The 17,214-nt window shown below is 36.9% G+C and carries 14 protein-coding genes and 1 pseudogene; 14 read left to right on the forward strand and 1 reads right to left on the reverse strand.

The window, feature by feature from the left end:
* Nucleotides 1-9: 9 nt before the first annotated feature.
* From BLW28_RS16115 to BLW28_RS03865, 4 genes and pseudogenes are all read left to right on the forward strand, one after another.
* A pseudogene (locus tag BLW28_RS16115) lies at nucleotides 10-1,089 on the forward strand (aspartate kinase); the annotation flags it as partial.
* A gap of 78 nt (nucleotides 1,090-1,167) precedes the next feature.
* On the forward strand, nucleotides 1,168-1,617 hold the full coding sequence (locus BLW28_RS03855) for an OsmC family protein (protein ID WP_073215196.1): 450 nt from the start codon (nucleotides 1,168-1,170) through the stop codon (nucleotides 1,615-1,617).
* Nucleotides 1,618-1,695: 78 nt separating this feature from the next.
* The gene (locus tag BLW28_RS03860) at nucleotides 1,696-2,805 is read left to right on the forward strand and encodes an acyloxyacyl hydrolase (protein ID WP_073215199.1); all 1,110 of its coding nucleotides are present in this window, start codon (nucleotides 1,696-1,698) and stop codon (nucleotides 2,803-2,805) included.
* 7 nt (nucleotides 2,806-2,812) lie between these two features.
* Entirely contained in the window at nucleotides 2,813-3,562 is a 750-nt protein-coding gene (locus BLW28_RS03865; RefSeq protein ID WP_073215201.1) for a head GIN domain-containing protein, read from the forward strand.
* A gap of 135 nt (nucleotides 3,563-3,697) precedes the next feature.
* Here BLW28_RS03865 and gldA read toward each other — a convergent pair whose 3' ends face one another.
* Nucleotides 3,698-4,609 carry a gliding motility-associated ABC transporter ATP-binding subunit GldA gene (gene gldA, locus BLW28_RS03870; RefSeq protein ID WP_073215204.1) on the reverse strand — a complete coding sequence of 304 codons (912 nt, stop codon included), beginning with the start codon at nucleotides 4,607-4,609 and terminating at the stop codon, nucleotides 3,698-3,700.
* Nucleotides 4,610-4,860: 251 nt separating this feature from the next.
* Here gldA and BLW28_RS03875 point away from each other — a divergent pair, with 251 nt between their 5' ends.
* The 10 genes from BLW28_RS03875 (at nucleotide 4,861) to queA (ending at nucleotide 17,207) form a co-directional block, all read left to right on the forward strand.
* Nucleotides 4,861-5,943: a bifunctional 3-deoxy-7-phosphoheptulonate synthase/chorismate mutase type II gene (locus BLW28_RS03875; RefSeq protein ID WP_073215206.1), complete on the forward strand. Its 1,083-nt coding sequence runs from the start codon at nucleotides 4,861-4,863 to the stop codon at nucleotides 5,941-5,943.
* Between the two features lie 665 nt (nucleotides 5,944-6,608).
* Complete coding sequence (gene rsgA, locus BLW28_RS03880; protein ID WP_073215208.1) at nucleotides 6,609-7,556, forward strand: ribosome small subunit-dependent GTPase A; 948 nt, start codon at nucleotides 6,609-6,611, stop codon at nucleotides 7,554-7,556.
* 81 nt (nucleotides 7,557-7,637) lie between these two features.
* Nucleotides 7,638-8,090: a D-aminoacyl-tRNA deacylase gene (gene dtd, locus BLW28_RS03885; protein WP_073215211.1), complete on the forward strand. Its 453-nt coding sequence runs from the start codon at nucleotides 7,638-7,640 to the stop codon at nucleotides 8,088-8,090.
* Between the two features lie 139 nt (nucleotides 8,091-8,229).
* Nucleotides 8,230-10,134: a DUF3857 domain-containing protein gene (locus BLW28_RS03890; protein ID WP_073215214.1), complete on the forward strand. Its 1,905-nt coding sequence runs from the start codon at nucleotides 8,230-8,232 to the stop codon at nucleotides 10,132-10,134.
* Nucleotides 10,135-10,147: 13 nt separating this feature from the next.
* On the forward strand, nucleotides 10,148-12,163 hold the full coding sequence (locus BLW28_RS03895; protein WP_073215559.1) for a transglutaminase domain-containing protein: 2,016 nt from the start codon (nucleotides 10,148-10,150) through the stop codon (nucleotides 12,161-12,163).
* A gap of 34 nt (nucleotides 12,164-12,197) precedes the next feature.
* Nucleotides 12,198-14,213 carry a transglutaminase family protein gene (locus BLW28_RS03900; protein WP_073215217.1) on the forward strand — a complete coding sequence of 672 codons (2,016 nt, stop codon included), beginning with the start codon at nucleotides 12,198-12,200 and terminating at the stop codon, nucleotides 14,211-14,213.
* On the forward strand, nucleotides 14,213-14,539 hold the full coding sequence (locus BLW28_RS03905; RefSeq protein WP_073215220.1) for a nucleotide pyrophosphohydrolase: 327 nt from the start codon (nucleotides 14,213-14,215) through the stop codon (nucleotides 14,537-14,539). The genes BLW28_RS03900 and BLW28_RS03905 overlap by 1 nt, the downstream gene beginning before the upstream one ends.
* Before the next feature lies 1 nt (nucleotide 14,540).
* Nucleotides 14,541-14,783 (forward strand): hypothetical protein, encoded by a 243-nt coding sequence (locus tag BLW28_RS03910; protein WP_073215221.1) that lies wholly within the window; start codon nucleotides 14,541-14,543, stop codon nucleotides 14,781-14,783.
* Nucleotides 14,780-16,021, forward strand: a complete 1,242-nt coding sequence (locus BLW28_RS03915) for a 3-phosphoshikimate 1-carboxyvinyltransferase (protein WP_073215224.1) — start codon at nucleotides 14,780-14,782, stop codon at nucleotides 16,019-16,021. The genes BLW28_RS03910 and BLW28_RS03915 overlap by 4 nt, the downstream gene beginning before the upstream one ends.
* 130 nt (nucleotides 16,022-16,151) lie before the next feature.
* Entirely contained in the window at nucleotides 16,152-17,207 is a 1,056-nt protein-coding gene (gene queA, locus BLW28_RS03920) for a tRNA preQ1(34) S-adenosylmethionine ribosyltransferase-isomerase QueA (RefSeq protein WP_073215226.1), read from the forward strand.
* The last annotated feature ends 7 nt before the right edge of the window (nucleotides 17,208-17,214 follow it).

Raw genomic sequence — 17,214 nt, forward strand, 5'->3', positions numbered from 1 at the left:
ATAAAAAAGAAGAAAATAAACATCGCAATATTTGGTCACGGAAATGTTGGCCGTCATTTGGTAAATCAAATCATATCCTCGAAAGAGGAAATCTCCCGACGACGCGATGTAGATTTGAATATTTTCGCCGTTGCAAATTCAAAAACTGTTTTGATTCAACCTAATGGAATAAATAACAATTGGTTGGATGAAAAGAAGAAGTCAGGACATACGTATAGTGTAGAAGAAGTGATTCGTTTCGCAAAAAACAACAACCTTCAAAACTTGATTTTGGTTGATAATACAGCCGATGCCGACTTTGTTCAGAATTACCCAACCTTTGTAGAAAACGGTTTTCATTTGGTTTCGTCAAATAAAATTGCAAATACATTGGGTTTAAAATTCTATAAACACCTTCGTGATAAATTAACTGTAAATAGGCGTCAGTATTTATACGAAACCAATGTGGGCGCCGGACTACCGTTAATAGATACCATTAAACTTTTACATCTGTCAGGAGAAAACATCACGCGGATTCGTGGTGTTTTTTCAGGTTCGTTGAGTTATATTTTTAATACTTTTTCTGAAGAAGATCGACTGTTCAGTTCTGTTTTAAGGTCGGCAATTAACAAAGGTTATACCGAGCCAGACCCACGCGAAGACCTCTGTGGTAACGACGTTGGAAGGAAATTGCTTATCTTGGCGCGTGAATTGGATTTACACAATGAGTTTGAAGATATTTCGATTCAGAATTTAATTCCGAAAGACTTACGAAATGTTTCAAAAGAAGAGTTTTTTGAACGGTTGATAGAATTGGATGTGCCATTTCAAATTAAAAAAAAGAATCAATCAAAAGATTCTGTTTTTAGATACGTGGCAGATTTGCACGGCGATTTGTCAAAAGAAACTGGAGGGTTATTGAATGTAAACTTAGTAAGCGTTCCTAAAAACAGCATGTTGGGAGCCTTAAAAGGGAGTGATTCAATTTTTGAAATATATACCGAAAGTTATGGCGATAATCCCATTGTAATTCAAGGAGCCGGAGCAGGCGCAGCCGTGACAGCTCGTGGTGTATTTGGAGACATTTTGAGGATAAGCGATAAAGATTGATAAAAACGACAATTAAAAGTCCTGCAAGGTGTTCCCCGCTTTTTCTGTGGAGCGCCTTTTAGGTATAAACATATAACTATGAAAGTAACCCTAGAAAGAAGAAACGACACTTATTTATTCGAAGCAAAAGGTGATTCTGGTGTCCCAGTATATATAGATAGTAAAACCGACGAACCTACTTCGACAGGCTCAGTACAGCGTTCAAATGGCGCAAGCCCAATGGAGCTTTTATTGATGGGAGTTGGTGGCTGTAGCGCAATAGATGTTGTTTCAATATTGAAAAAGCAAAGGCAGGAAATCACTTCGTATAAAATGGAAGTGGAAGGGCAACGAAGGCAAGTCCGCGAAGCTAAACCGTTTGAATCCATACACGTTAAACTATTTTTAGAAGGCGAAATCGACGAAGCAAAAGCAATTCGAGCAGCACAATTGAGCTTTGAAAAATATTGTTCGGTGTCTATTACAATGGAAGCTTCTGTGAAAGTAACCTTTAGTATTGTTCTGAATGGTATTGAAATATCACTTTAAACATCATATTGAAAACAATAAATAGCTTTAAGACTCATTCGTGAAGATTGATATATCTTTGCTGGCGTTTTAAAAAATATGAAGCAATTTCTTGCCGCCTTATTACTCATTCTTCTGAATTTCTCGCTTTTTTCACAAGAAGAAGAAAAGAAGCCCATTTCCTTGGAAGCCGACTTTTTCTATGGAAACATTGTAGAACACAATCCGAGTATTCAACACTTAATTACAGGACATCCCACTGGTTTTGTGCTTTCCTATAACAGAAAAACCTATGGTTTTAACGAATGGGAGCGCAGGTACAATTTCCCAGATTGGGGGTTTTCTATGAGCTATCAAAATTTGCACAATGAGTATTTGGGGCATGCCGTAGGTGTGTATGGGCATATAAATTGGTATTTTTTCAATCGTCATCTTAGATTCCAAATAGGCGAAGGAATTGCGTATGTTTCCAAGCCTTACAATTCCGAAACAAACTACAATAATACAGTTTACGGCAGTCAGCTATTAAGTTCAACATTTATAAAAGCAAATTTTGTCCGCGAGAATATTTGGAAAGGCTTGGGTTTTCACGCAGGATTTATTTTTATCCATTATAGTAACGGAAGTTTTAAAGCGCCAAATACCAGTACAAATACATTGGCAGTAAACGCAGGACTTAACTATCAATTGAATTACAAAGAATTCCCAGATTTTATCCACAAGGAGGATTCTCTCAGCTCGACTTACGCGGAAAGAATTGCATATAATTTCGTTTTTCGAGGGGGCGTGAATGAAGCTGGTGTAATTGGCCTTGGACAAGATCCATTTTATGTGTTGTCTTTTTTTGCTGATAAACGAATCAATTATAAAAGTACGTTCCAACTTGGAGTAGATGTTTTCTTTTCAACTTTTTTAAAAGAATTGATTAATTTTCGCTCTATCGCCTATCCCGAAGATGGCCTTTCAGGGGATGAAGATTATAAGCGTGTGGGGCTTTTTGTGGGCCACGAATTGCGGTTTAACAGAGTCGCTGCCGTTACTCAATTAGGCTATTATCTTTATTGGCCCTATGAATTTGAAAATAGGGTTTATACCCGCTTAGGATTAAAACGCTATTTTTTCGACGATAATTTCTTTGCTACGGTCTCCGTTCATTCCCATTGGGCAAAAGCGGAAGCGGTGGAATTTGGAGTGGGAGTAAGATTATAGGAATGCTATGAAGAACCTCGTTTATCTATTTTCGATTTTATTTTTTGCTGGATGTAGTTCCGAGAAAATAGCAGATTGTTTCAAAAGTTCAGGAGCCATTGTACAGCGTGAAGTTGGGGTGTCGCCTTTCACCAAAATCCTGGTCTGGGATCGGACAAAACTTTTTATTCAGCAAGGACAGGAACAGAAAGTGGTTGTAGAATCGGGAAAAAACCTGATTGAAAATGTAAAAGTTTCTGTCGTTGACGGGCAATTGGAAATACACAACAATAATTCCTGCAATTTGGCGCGCGATTATGGAATCACAAAAATATATGTTACCGCACCAAATATTACTGAAATTAGAAGCAGTACGGGCTATCTTATAGAAAGTATAGGCACCTTGCACTACCCAGATTTAACACTTCTCTCTGAAGATGCTAACTCAGGAGGTATTTACCACACCGATGGGGATTTTAAGCTAGATTTAAATGTGGAAACCCTGAATGTTGTTGCGAACGGATTGTCAAAGTTTTATTTGAGCGGAAAGGCCACAACCGCCAGTTTTGGTCTGTACGCTGGCGATTGTAGAATCTATTCTGAAGATTTAATTGTTCAGGATTTAACAATTTATCACCGCGGCTCGGGGCCAATGGTAGTAAATCCACAGCAGTCTATCAAAGGAAAAATAGTGAGTTTGGGCGATGTTATCTCCAAAAATAGACCGCCAGTTGTTGAAGTGGAAGCGTTATATCGTGGGAGGTTGATTTTTGATTGAGAATTCTCGTTGGATGTTGGTTAATTTTTTGAGCAATATTCCATCTTTAAAGTTGCATTTTTAACTAAACACCTCAAAATTAATCCGCAATTATTCCATCAATTTTGAGCTATAGATGGAAAGACCCCACGGGTCTCAGAGACCTGTGGGGTCTGGTGAAGTCAATTCCCCAAAAAGCTTTTCTAAGGTAGTGTTTTTGTTGTGTAGTTGTAGAATTTTCAAGCCATTGTCGTGTGCAAAATCAAAAACCTTTGCTCGCATATCTTGATTAGTCGTAAAGTGTAGCTGATATACAAACCCAATTATATTTTCAACTTTTTCAATCTTTGGCAGTTGTTGAAGTGCAACCTCCTCAACACGGTAATCAAACTCAACCTCAATGATTTGTTTTTTGTTGTTTTGTAAGTCTTCCAGCTTTTTATCGAGCACAATTTCACCTTTATTAATGATAATTACACGGTCGCAGATTGCTTCAACTTCTTGCATTATATGACTAGAAAGCAATACCGTTTTTTCTTTCCCCGCATTTTTTATCAAACTCCTGATTTCGATTAATTGGTTTGGATCCAAACCAGTGGTAGGTTCATCGAGAATTAAAACATCGGGATTGTGCAAAAGCGCACAAGCAAGGCCAACACGTTGTCTATACCCTTTAGAAAGTTGTCCGATTTTTTTATTTGCTTCAGGAATTAATCCAGTCTGGGCAATCACTTTTTCAACTTCCGCTTTTGTTGTAGCATAGATTCCCGCATTAAAAAGAAGGTATTCCCGAACATACATTTCTAAGTATAACGGATTGTGTTCTGGTAAATATCCTACGCTTTTTTTAATTTCGATGTCGTCTTTTCCTACTTCGAAACCATTCACAAACGCAACGCCTTCCGAAGGGGAAAGATACGTGGTTAAAATCTTCATCATCGAAGATTTTCCAGCGCCATTTGGACCTAGAAAACCAACAATTTCTCCTTTCTCTATTGAGAAAGAAACATTGTTCAGCGCTTTTTGTTCGCCGTAGGTTTTGGTGATATTTTCTACTTTTATCGACATATTTTCAGATTGACAAAACTACATAAATTTTCTTCTCAAGAAGCGACCGTCCCGAACATTAAATTTTAATTAAAACGTTTCCATAATGACATTTATTGGGTAATTTAGCATCGATGAAATTTAGATTTACTTCCTTATCATTTCTTAATTTAAAGTTCATAGGAAGTTACAAACCATAGATTGGGATAATTTTGGTTTAACGTCTTTAAAAAGTCCTTTCTTGGGGCTTTTCTTTTTCTGAAAAGTTATTTATGGAAAACAAAAAAGAATTCCGCAATTGGTTGGACGCACTTGAGCTAAGCCATCCGCTAGTTATTGCTGGCCCTTGTAGTGCCGAAACAGAAGAGCAGTTATTAAACATAGCACATCAATTAAAGAATACGAAAACATCGGTGTTACGCGCCGGAATTTGGAAGCCTCGAAGCCGCCCGGGAAATTTTGAAGGAAGTGGCGCTCCAGGCCTAAAATGGCTTCAAAAAGCCAAACAAGAAACGGGACTTTTAACAACAACTGAAGTGGCAAATGCAGCGCACGTGGAGTTGGCATTAAAGCACGATGTTGATATTCTATGGATAGGTGCTAGAACAACTGTTTCTCCTTTTATCGTTCAGGAAATTGCTGAAGCAGTAAGAGGAACTGATAAAATTATTCTAGTCAAAAACCCGGTTAACCCAGATTTAGCATTGTGGTTAGGCGCTGTAGAGCGATTTTATGCCGTTGGAATTTCTAAACTTGGGGTGATTCATCGCGGTTTTTCTACGTATGAAAAAACTCGCTATAGAAACAATCCGGAGTGGCAGATTCCAATCGATTTACAAAACAAATTTCCTGATCTGCCTTTGATTCTCGATCCCTCACACATTGCTGGCAGGCGCGATATTATCTTTGACCTTTGCCAAACTGCATTAGATTTAAATTATGACGGGTTAATGATTGAAACCCACAACGACCCCGATAATGCGTGGAGCGATGCCGATCAACAAATTACACCTGCATCTTTAAAAAAAGGACTACACAGGTTAAAAATTCGTAAATCTGAAGGGGATCAAATTGAATTCAAAAACCAGCTGAACACCTTACGTTCCCAGATTGATTTAATCGACGATCAGATTATGGATATGATGGGAAAACGAATGAAAGTAGTTGATGCTATTGGAGGGATGAAACGGAAAAATAACGTTGCTATTCTTCAGGTGAAACGCTGGAACCAAATTCTCGACAGAATGATTCAATTGGGAAGTGAAAACCAGCTGAGTGAAGAGTTTGTGCTGAAAATTTATAAAGCGATCCATCAAGAATCTATTGATCATCAGAAGAAGGTAATGGACGATTAGAGATTGCTTTTCATGATTTTAGGAACCAGCCATTAAAAAGCGTGGTAAAAGTCAATTTGTAGCTGTATAATTATTTTAGGATATATTATCTGCATAGTTATTTTATGACGGGTTAAGGATAGGTAAAAGACGTGTCAAACCCATATTTACTCCATAGACACTCCCATAAATGTCTAGGTTAAGTCCGGGTTAAGTCCGGGTCAGGTCTGGGTGAAATTTCCGTTTTTTTAGATAAAAATTGAAGCTTGTTAAGGGAAATTCGGTAAACAATAGAACGAATTCAGAAATTTCGTGCTATGGTTGATAAAGTCGTTACGGCACCTGTCTTAACAGAGACAGAACTTGCTAATATACACAATTACATGCTAAATGTCAAGTTTTTAATGAAAATCGATTTTGAAATCTTTGGACATTGGTCAACTGTAATCTGTAATCTAAGTTTTTGGCAATAGACTTGAGGCTTTCTTAAATTTATTTTATTCCTGAATCACCTTGCTATTTGGTGCGATAGATTAATTATTAGGTAACCCTTCCAACAAAATAGTGCGGTTTATTATAATTTTCAGATTTTTAGAACAATGCAATGTACCTTTGTAATTCGAAAAACCAACAGATATAAATAATATGAATATTCTTTTTTCTTCTGTATCAGCTATTTTATTAAAATGAAAGGACTCGTATATAAATCCACCGGAAGTTGGTACTCTGTAAAGGCAGGGAATGGTACTTTTTATAATTGCCGTCTGAAAGGAAGATTCCGAATAGGAGGAATTAAAAGCACGAACCCTGTAGCCGTTGGAGACAGCGTGGAGTTTGAAATAGATAAAAAAGGAGCTGAAGCCGAAGGAGTTATAACCAATATCGAGCCTCGGGAAAACTATATTATTCGTAAATCTGTAAATCTCTCAAAACAAACTCATATCATCGCTGCCAATGTTGATTTGGCTTTTCTGTTAATCACCTATAACAATCCTCCTACTTTTACAAGTTTCATAGACCGGTTTTTGGTTACTGCCGAAGCCTATCACATTAAAGCTGTACTTCTTTTTAATAAAATTGATACGTATAACGAAGATGAATTATTGGAAATAAAATTGCTCGCTGCCCTGTATCGTGATATAGGGTATGAGTGCATCGGCATTTCTGCAATGACTGGGAAAAATGTAGATAAGGTAAAAGCCTTGATGCAGGATAAAGTAAGTATGTTTTCAGGTCATAGCGGTACGGGAAAGTCTACACTAGTAAATGCCTTAGAACCTGGTCTTGATTTGAAAACATCGAAGATTTCCGATCAACATTTACAAGGACAGCACACTACAACTTTTGCCGAAATGTTCGACCTTTCTTTTGGCGGAAAAATCATAGATACGCCCGGAATAAAAGGGTTTGGTGTGGTAGAAATAGAAAAAGAAGAACTTGGCGATTATTTCCCAGAGTTTTTTAGGCTTAAAGATAAATGTAAGTTCAACAACTGTATGCATATTGAAGAACCGCAATGTGCAATAAAAGAAGCCTTGGAAACCGAAGAAATAGCTTGGTCAAGATATAGAAGCTATTTGCAAATTTTGGATGGGGAAGAAGAACATTTTAGAAAGGATATCTACGAGAAGTAACCGTTTAAATTCCGAGCCCCAAATCGCAAATCTCAAACTTTACTAACCCAGTTGTCAACAACAATTAACTTTTAACCTCCAATGAGAGCGCTAATTCAAAGAGTGAAAAAAGCATCTGTTACTATAGACGGAAAAGTATTTTCTGAAATAAACCAGGGCTTGCTTATTCTTTTAGGAATTGAAGCCGGAGACACTCATGAAGATATTAATTGGTTAGTCGGCAAAATAGCACGTCTTCGAATTTTCCCGGATGAAAACGAAGCGATGAATCTTTCCGTTCAAGATGTAAAAGGGAATTGTCTGGTTGTAAGTCAGTTTACACTTCACGCCAGCACTAAAAAAGGAAACAGGCCTTCATTTATAAAAGCCGCTCGACCCGAAATAGCTATTCCGTTATATGATAACTTTATTCTTCAGTTAGAAAACGAAATCGAAAAAAAAGTAGCAACTGGAAGTTTTGGCGCTATGATGGATGTTGCCTTACTAAACGATGGACCGGTGACTATTTGGATAGATTCAAAAAACAAAGAATAACGTCATTAACTTTTTTTTAACCTTTAGGGATTTATTATCTTGCCAAACAATATTCCTCTTGATTTTAGGCATCATCAAAAATCCTCCCGTGCCCAATTGATAGCGAATAAGTTTATATTTTATTTAAAAAATATTTTAAATGATGAAAGGTATTTTTTGTCTGGCATGGTTGCTCTGCACGATTCCTTTATTTGCTCAGGATAATTACTCTATTTTAGCTATTCCAAAAGACCTCACAGAAAGGTCTAACAGTGTTGTGTTGGACGAACTAATTGAAATTGACGTAACCGATATTTCCAAAATGAAGGTTACCAAAAAAAGGGTGGTAGCAGTTTTAAATAAACAAGGTGATAACGATCCCAAACTTTATGAATTTTACAGCAAGAATTCGCGCGTAAAAAAAATTGAAGCGAAGGTGTACGACGCTTTTGGAAAGAGAACCAATTATTTCAAAAAAAGGGATTTTTCTGATGTGAGCCGAACTGGTAACGACATGTACGTAGACTCTAGAGTGTTGTATTTAAACTATACGCCTACCAAATATCCATACATTATCGTTTTTGAAAGCGAAGTTGAGTCTGGCGATTCGGCATTTATAGAATCTTGGGTTCCAATTAACGGATATGCAGAGAGCACCAAAAAAAGTGTATTCAAAGTTAAATATGACCCTACTAATAAACCGCGATATAAACCTCGAAATTTAGAAGGTTACGATATAACTATAGAAGAAACCCCTGAAGAAATAATCTTCTCGGCAACTAATCTCAAGGCCATTCGCTATGAGGAGCATAGCCCCATAATGTCTAAAATATTCCCCAACGTATTGGTGGCGTTAGATAACTTTTATTTGAAAGGTGCCTTAGGTTCTGCTCACAATTGGGATCAGTTCGGAAAATGGATGGAAAAAGAACTTCTGTCTGATGTTAGGGACATTCCCGAAGGAACCATAGCAAGAGTTCGAAGTTTGGTAGCCAATGAAACCACCAACGAAGGAAAAGCTCGAAAAGTGTATGAGTTTGTTCAAAATAAAGTGAGATACATAAGCGTACAAATAGGGATTGGCGGTTGGAAACCCATGCCAGCTTCCGAAGTTGATAAACTCAGCTATGGAGATTGTAAAGCCTTGACTAATTATACCAAAGCCTTGCTAGATGCTGTTGGTGTACCGTCTTACTACACAATTTTGTACGGGGATGTAAACAAATGGGATATTATGGACGATTTCGCTTCTGTTCAAGGAAACCACGTAATATTAGGAGTGCCAGATGGCGATAAAATTACTTGGTTGGAATGTACAAGCCAAGACACTCCGTATGGATATATAGGAAGTTTTACCGATGACAGAAATGTACTAATCATTACTCCCGAAGGTGGGAAAATTGTACGAACCAAAATATACGAAGCCTCCGAAAACACTCAAATAAACAATATAGCGGTTAAAGTTGAACCAGACGGTAGTGTAGCTGCCCAATTTAGCAGCGTTTCCAACGGAATACAGTACGAGGATAAATATTTACTTCCGAAGAAAAAAGCCGACGAAATCGATAATTATTATAAAAATCGATGGAGCCACATTAACGGATTTTCTATTGCTGATATCAATTTTAATGATGATAAAAAGGGTATTGCATTTACCGAAACAATGAATATTCATATTCCGAACTATGCAAACGCTGTGGGGAACGATTACCTTTTTAGTCCCAATATTTTTAATCAGAACAGTTATATTCCGCCTCGCGTGCTAGACAGAAATCAAAAACTATATATTGGCCATAGCTATGTAGATGTAGATACAGCCGAAATAGAAATTCCAGAAAACTTCATAATAGAAGCCATTCCAGAACCTACTGTACTCGAAACACAATTTGGAAAATACGAAGTCAATTTTACCAAAACCACCGAAAATAAATTGCGATATACCCGTAAAATTAAAATTGAAAAAGGCGAATATCCTCCTTCAGAATACGATAATTATAGAGACTTTCTCCGTACAATAGCCCGTTTGGATAAAACGAAAGTCCTGTTAAAACAGAACGTACAATAGTTAAATGAACACTATGAAATTAAGATTCCTAACTGTCGTGCTCTTTTTGGTGATTTGTGGTGTTTCAAACGCTCAAAACTATAAGTTTGGTAAGGTGTCAAAAGAGGAATTACTTCAAAAAGAACATCCTCTAGATCCCACTGCAAACGCCGCTATACTTTATCGTGAAACCAAAACCGATTTTCAATATACGCAAGATTCAGGATGGTTTATGGTAACTGAATATTTTGAACGCGTAAAGATTTATGCTAAAGAAGGCTTTGAAAAGGCAAATATTACCATCGATCTTTATAAAGATGAAGGCGAAGACAAACTGCTCGGACTTAGGGGGTACACATATTATATAGGCGACAACGGAAAGATAGAAGAGGTAAAGCTTAGAAATGATGGAATTTTTGAGGAGGAAACAAATAAATATATTACACAAACTAAAATTACAATGCCCGATGTTCGGGAGGGTTGTGTTATTGAATACAAATACACTATCAATTCCCCTTTTATTTTCAATATTGATGAGTTTAGATTTCAAGAAACCATTCCAGTAGATAAAGTGAGCGTGCTTTTTACGACTCCAGAATATTTTGTTTACAAAACGCATCGAAGAGGCTGGGTGCCTTACAACGTGGATATTTATTCTCGTGATAGATCAATTAGCTTTAGACAAACGGAGCAGGATTCTAGGAACTTTGGTGTTGGAATTCCGCAAACTACAACTAGAGAGATTAAATTCAAGGAGGATAATTATACCGTAGAACTGGAAAACGTTCCTGCTCTAAAGAAAGAAGCATTTACAGGTAATTTGGACAACTACACAACAGCCCTACAGTTTGAAATGAACTATATTGACATTCCTGGCGTGCCGCTTAAAACGTATGCCACAAATTGGGAAAACGTTTCAAAAAGTATATACAGAGTAAGTGAATTTGGAACAGAATTAAATCGAAATAATTATTTTGAAAATGATATCGATAACCTTTTAAGTGGAGTAACTGCGCCAGAGGAAAAGATTGCAATGATTTTTTATTACGTTTTAAACAAAATGAATTGGAATGGTTACAATGGTTTATACACCTACGAAGGTGTGAAAACTGCCTATAAAAAAGGTTCAGGAAATGTAGCAGATATAAACCTTATGTTAGTGGCAATGCTACGGCATGCAGACCTAAATGCCAATCCAGTTTTGGTAAGTACAAAGTCACACGGAATTCCGTTGTTTCCTACGCGTAATGGTTTTAATTACGTAATTGCAGCTGTAGAACTTCCGCAAGGTTTAATTCTTCTCGACGGTACAAACAAGAATGCTGAAATTGGAGTTTTGAAATCAGATATCACCAATGGAGATGGACGATTGATTAAAGAAGAAGGTGTTTCTTCTTGGATTTCATTGCGTTCTCAAATCCCTGCTGTAAAAAGCAGTATGTTAAATGTAACTATTCAACCCGACTTTTCGGTAACTGGAGAGGCTCGAAATAGATTTACGGGCAATTATGCTTTTCAGTATAGAGCCAAATACAAAGGTCTCAATGGTGAAACTCAATTAAAGTCGTTAGAAGAAAACCTTAATCAAACTGAACTATCCAATCATTCATTTAAAAACTTGGAGCAATTGGGGCAGCCGGTTTCATTGGAATATAACTTTAAATCGTTCGAAGGGGTAGAGGAAGTGGCAGGAAAACTGTATTTCTCGCCTATGGTATTTTTGGCGACAAAGGAAAATCCTTTCAAATCAGAAACACGCGAATATCCAATCGATTTTGGGTTTCCAATGAAGGATCGTTATATCGTGAACATCGCATTGCCTGAAGGATATCAAGTGGAATCACTGCCCGAAAATGCTGTTTATACGCTGGGTGACAACGTTGGAAATTATAAGTACTTAATTACCCAAATGGCAAATAAACTACAACTTTCTGTTGAATTTGCAATTGTCCAATCGTTTATTGCCGCCGAAGATTACAGCAACCTTAAAAAATTCTTTGAACTTTTAATTGCAAAGGAAAACGAAAAGGTTGTTCTTGTAAAAGTGTAAAAGACTCTAAAAACTAGGCTTAAAAATTATTTTTATGAAAACAAAAATTACACTTACCCTATTATTTTTATCAATCTTTAGTTTTTCTGTTGCTCAAGACTTCAGATTTGGAAAAGTTTCAGAAGAGGAGCTCCTTCAGAAGGAACATCCCATTGACCCTACCGCAAATGCCGCCATACTTTATCGCGAAACAAAAACAGAGTTTCAGTACTCGCAAGGTTCAGGATGGTATATGGTAACCGATTATTTTGAACGTGTAAAAATCTATAATAAAGAAGGTTTTGATTGGGCCAACATCAGTATCGATCTATATAAAGGGTCTAGTGAAGACAAATTAATAGGCCTAAGAGGCTATACGTATTTCCTAAATGCGAAAGGAAAAGTAGATAAGGAGAAGCTGGGGAAAGACGGAATTTTTGATCAAGAAACGAGCAAGTATTTAACGCAGACAAAAATAACGATGCCCGATGTTAAAGAAGGCAGTGTTATTGAATACAAATACACCATAGAATCGCCGTTTATCTATAATATTGATGAATTCCGACTTCAAGAAGAAATTCCGTTAGACAAAGTAAGTGTGGTTTTTAAATCTCCAGAATATTTTCAGTACAAAACCCATCAACGCGGGTGGATCCCATATCAGGTAAATTCAACTGTAAAAGATCGAAGTATGAGCATTAGTATAACTGAACGCGACAACGCTCGATTATCCGAAATGAAGTCTAAAACTCGAATTCAACAGGTAAAATTTAAAGAAAATGCCTACGAAATTGAAATGGAATCTGTTCCTGCAATGAAAAAAGAACCTTTCGCCGGAAACATCAACAATTACACTACTGCGCTTCAATTTGAAATGAGCTATCAAGATTTTAATGGTAGTTCTATAAAAACTTACTCCACAACTTGGGAAGCCGTGTCAAAAAGTATTTATGATATTGAAGCGTTCGGACAAGAATTAAATCGCCGAAATTATTTCGAAAAAGACATAGATGCGCTTTTAGAGGGAGTAAGTAAACCCGAAGAAAAAGCCGCTCGAATATTTCTGTACGTTTTAACAAAAATGAACTGGAATGGATATTACGGATATTTCTCTAATGATGGCGTGAAAGCCGCGTATAAAAGAGGTTCTGGAAACGTTGCCGATATCAATTTAATGTTGACCGCAATGCTCCGTTACGCAAATTTAGAAGCCAATCCCGTTTTGGTGAGTACAAAATCGCACGGAATTCCGTTGTTTCCAACGCGTAATGGGTTTAATTACGTTATTACGGCAGTAGAATTGCCACAAGGGGTAATTCTTTTAGATGCAACAAATAAAGACGCCGAAGTGGGAGTGTTAAAGTCGGATATAATCAATGGCGATGGTCGCTTAATTAAGGAAGGTGGTATATCTTCTTGGATTTCATTGCGATCACTTGTTCCTGCGGTAAAAAGCAGCATGCTCAGTATGGAAATACAACCAGATTTATCAGTAACAGGCAAATCTAGAAATAGATATACTGGTAATTACGCCTTTCAATACAGAACGAGATATAAAAACTTAAGTAAAGAGGCACAATTAAAATCGCTCGAGAAGAATTTAAACCAAACTGAATTATCAGCGGTTGAATTTGAAAATTTGAATAAATTAGGACAACCAGTATCATTGCAATACGATTTTGAAACACTCGAAGGAATAGAAGATGTGGCAGGAAAACTTTATTTTTCTCCTATGTTGTTTTTAGCCACTGAAGAAAACCCTTTTAAATCAGAAACACGCGAATATCCAATAGATTTTGGATTTCCAATGAAAGATCGCTACATCTTGAACATTGCACTGCCTGAAGGGTACCAAGTAGAATCGTTACCCGAAAATATAGTTTATGATTTGGGTCAAAACATTGGCGGTTATAAATATTTAATCTCGCAAATGGGCAATAATTTACAGCTCTCTGTAGAACTATCGATAGATCAATCGTTTATTTCGCCTGAAGAATATGGAAATTTGAAAAAATTCTTTGAACTATTAGTTTCAAAAGAAAAAGAAAAAGTTGTACTTATAAAAGCGTAATGGATATAAAAAATGCACAAAAGGCAGTCGATGTCTGGATAAAACAACACGGAGTTCGCTATTTTAACGAACTTACAAATATGGCACAGCTTACCGAAGAAGTTGGTGAAGTTGCCCGAATTATAGCTCGTCGATATGGCGAGCAAAGCGAAAAGGAAAGTGACAAAAATAAAGATTTGGGCGAAGAACTTGCAGATGTTATTTTTGTGGTGCTTTGTCTGGCAAATCAAACGGGTGTAAATCTGGAAGAAGCTTTTAATAAAAAACTAGACATTAAAACCAAACGCGACCACGATAGACATCACAACAACGAAAAACTAAAATAAAATGTTTAAGAAAGTAATTAACACTAAAGGTTTTTGGAAATCTGTATTTTCATTGGCACTCGCCTTTGGTGTGCTGTTTGCTCTAATAAAATGGGCTATCGAAGGTTTTGAAATTGCTTACTTTACCGAAAGAAATCCTTGGGTGTTCTTCTTAACCTTAGCTGTAGCTGGTTTTATTTATGGTTTTTTTGTCACCTACGGAAAGTTTAGCGCGAAGCTTAAAGAAAATAATCCTCGAAAATGAAAGCTATTCTCGGACGTGGCAAATTTCCGAAGAACAGCATTATCAATATTGGTGGCTCTAAAAGCGAATCGAATCGGTTATTGATTTTAAAAGCGCAATTTCAGAACATTACTATTAAAAATCTATCCGAAAGTGACGATACAAATGTTCTTCAGCAGGGTTTGAAAACAGTAAATGGAACCGTAAACGTTCACCATGCAGGAACGGCTATGCGGTTTTTAACGGCATATTTCGCTGCAAAAGAAGGCGCCGAGATAATTTTAACAGGCAGTAGCCGAATGCAAGAACGTCCCATTGGTGTTTTGGTCGATGCGTTAAACAATTTGGGAGCCGATATTCAGTATCTTCAAAACGAAGGATATCCACCGCTAAAAATTAAAGGCAAAAAACTTCAAAAAAGAAATGTTGCGGTTCAGGCAGACATTAGCAGTCAGTATATATCAGCTTTAATGCTAATTGCGCCAATGCTTCCTAATGGTCTTGAAATTACATTGAAGGGAAAAACAATTTCGAAGCCGTATATTGAAATGACTCTTTCCCTATTGAAACAAATAGGAGTACAGGCGAACTTTCATAACAATATAGTTTCCATTTCATCTTTAGACAAAATTGAAGCCATCGAAATAATTGTCGAATCCGATTGGAGTGCTGCTTCATATTTCTATAGCCTAGTGGCACTTTCCGAAGATTTAGAAATCACGCTCACTAGTTTTTCAGAAGATAGTTTGCAGGGCGATGCGGCGCTTTCATCTATTTATAAAAAATTGGGTGTTCAGACGGTTTTCAACACTTTCGATAACTCTATTTCACTTTCAAAAAAGAATAAGCAACTGCCAGATTCTTTAAAATTAAATCTTACAAACACACCAGATTTGGCGCAAACAGTTGCTGTAACTTGTTTCGGATTAGGAATAGCTTGTGAACTCACGGGGCTTCAAACCTTAAAAATTAAAGAAACTGATAGGCTTTCGGCTTTACAAATTGAATTGACAAAACTAGGTGCCGTTGTTCACATTGATTGTGCTTCAATTAGAATAAGGAAATCAACTCAACTCGTTCCAAATGTTATTATCGAGACCTACCAAGATCACCGAATGGCAATGGCTTTTGCTCCTTTAGCACTTAAAACACCACTTAGAATTAACAATGCAGGCGTTGTTTCAAAATCCTATCCCAATTTTTGGAAAGACCTTAAAAAGACGGGGATTTCTTGTGAATTGTTAAAAACAACACCTTAAGCAACTTTCCTAATCCTATGCCCAGTAAAGGTTCGCGGGGGTTCAATAATAATAAACAGCCATTTACTTGACAACGCCTATCTGCAAGTTGTATCTTTGCAGACTTTTAAACATATATACAGGATACACTATGGGTAGAAAACTTTCTAATTTCAATTTTGATCTTCCACCAGAATTATTGGCCGAACATCCGGCTCCAAACAGAGACGAATCTCGCTTAATGGTTTTAAATCGAAAAGATAAAACCATTGAACACAAAACTTTTAAAGATTTAATAGATTACTTTGAAGAGGACGATGTGCTTATAACAAACAACACTAAGGTTTTTCCAGCTCGTTTGTTTGGTAATAAAGAAAAAACAGGGGCGCGTATTGAAGTTTTCTTATTACGTGAACTCAATTCGGAAACTCGACTTTGGGACGTTCTGGTAGATCCTGCTCGTAAAATTAGAATAGGAAATAAATTATATTTCGGCGAAGACGAATCTTTGGTCGCTGAGGTTATCGACAATACAACTTCACGCGGAAGAACATTGCGTTTTCTTTTTGACGGATCGTATGAAGAATTCCGTAATAAGTTAACCGAATTGGGTGAAACTCCATTACCTAAATACATTAAACGCGATGTAGAACCAGAAGATGCAGAGCGCTACCAAACTATTTTCGCTAAAAATGAAGGGGCAGTAGCAGCACCTACAGCTGGTTTACACTTTTCGAAGCACCTTTTGAAACGAATGGAAATTAAAGGTGTAAATATTGCAGAAATTACGCTTCACGTAGGACTTGGTACTTTTAGCAGCGTAGAAGTAGAAGACTTGTCAAAGCACAAAATGGATTCGGAAGAAATGATGATCGACCAAGTAGCTGCAGATATTATAAACAAAGGAATTGAAAATAAAAGACGTGTATGCGCTGTTGGAACAACTGCAATGCGCGCGGTAGAGAGTTCGGTTTCTTCAAACCACAGACTTAATCCATTTTCAGGATGGACAAACAAGTTTATTTTCCCTCCGTACGATTTTAGTATTGCCAATGCAATGATAACTAACTTTCATACACCGAAATCTACATTGTTAATGATGACATCGGCATTTGCTGGTCACGAATTCATCAAAGAAGCATACGAAGTAGCGATTAAAGAAAAATACAATTTCTATTCCTACGGAGATGCTATGCTAATTATATAGTTGTGTC

Source organism: Aequorivita viscosa, assembly GCF_900106795.1.
Taxonomy (GTDB): Bacteria; Bacteroidota; Bacteroidia; order Flavobacteriales; family Flavobacteriaceae; genus Aequorivita; species Aequorivita viscosa.

What these genes read in the sequence shown, in the direction of transcription:
- dtd (WP_073215211.1), top strand. Translation starts at nt 7,638, where the DNA reads ATGAGAGCGCTAATTCAAAGAGTGAAAAAAGCATCTGTTACTATAGAC.
- BLW28_RS03865 (WP_073215201.1), top strand. Translation starts at nt 2,813, where the DNA reads ATGAAGAACCTCGTTTATCTATTTTCGATTTTATTTTTTGCTGGATGT.
- BLW28_RS03855 (WP_073215196.1), top strand. Translation starts at nt 1,168, where the DNA reads ATGAAAGTAACCCTAGAAAGAAGAAACGACACTTATTTATTCGAAGCA.
- gldA (WP_073215204.1), bottom strand. Translation starts at nt 4,609, where the DNA reads ATGTCGATAAAAGTAGAAAATATCACCAAAACCTACGGCGAACAAAAA.
- BLW28_RS03900 (WP_073215217.1), top strand. Translation starts at nt 12,198, where the DNA reads ATGAAAACAAAAATTACACTTACCCTATTATTTTTATCAATCTTTAGT.
- BLW28_RS03875 (WP_073215206.1), top strand. Translation starts at nt 4,861, where the DNA reads ATGGAAAACAAAAAAGAATTCCGCAATTGGTTGGACGCACTTGAGCTA.
- queA (WP_073215226.1), top strand. Translation starts at nt 16,152, where the DNA reads ATGGGTAGAAAACTTTCTAATTTCAATTTTGATCTTCCACCAGAATTA.
- rsgA (WP_073215208.1), top strand. Translation starts at nt 6,609, where the DNA reads ATGAAAGGACTCGTATATAAATCCACCGGAAGTTGGTACTCTGTAAAG.
- BLW28_RS03915 (WP_073215224.1), top strand. Translation starts at nt 14,780, where the DNA reads ATGAAAGCTATTCTCGGACGTGGCAAATTTCCGAAGAACAGCATTATC.
- BLW28_RS03910 (WP_073215221.1), top strand. Translation starts at nt 14,541, where the DNA reads ATGTTTAAGAAAGTAATTAACACTAAAGGTTTTTGGAAATCTGTATTT.
- BLW28_RS03905 (WP_073215220.1), top strand. Translation starts at nt 14,213, where the DNA reads ATGGATATAAAAAATGCACAAAAGGCAGTCGATGTCTGGATAAAACAA.
- BLW28_RS03890 (WP_073215214.1), top strand. Translation starts at nt 8,230, where the DNA reads ATGATGAAAGGTATTTTTTGTCTGGCATGGTTGCTCTGCACGATTCCT.
- BLW28_RS03860 (WP_073215199.1), top strand. Translation starts at nt 1,696, where the DNA reads ATGAAGCAATTTCTTGCCGCCTTATTACTCATTCTTCTGAATTTCTCG.
- BLW28_RS03895 (WP_073215559.1), top strand. Translation starts at nt 10,148, where the DNA reads ATGAAATTAAGATTCCTAACTGTCGTGCTCTTTTTGGTGATTTGTGGT.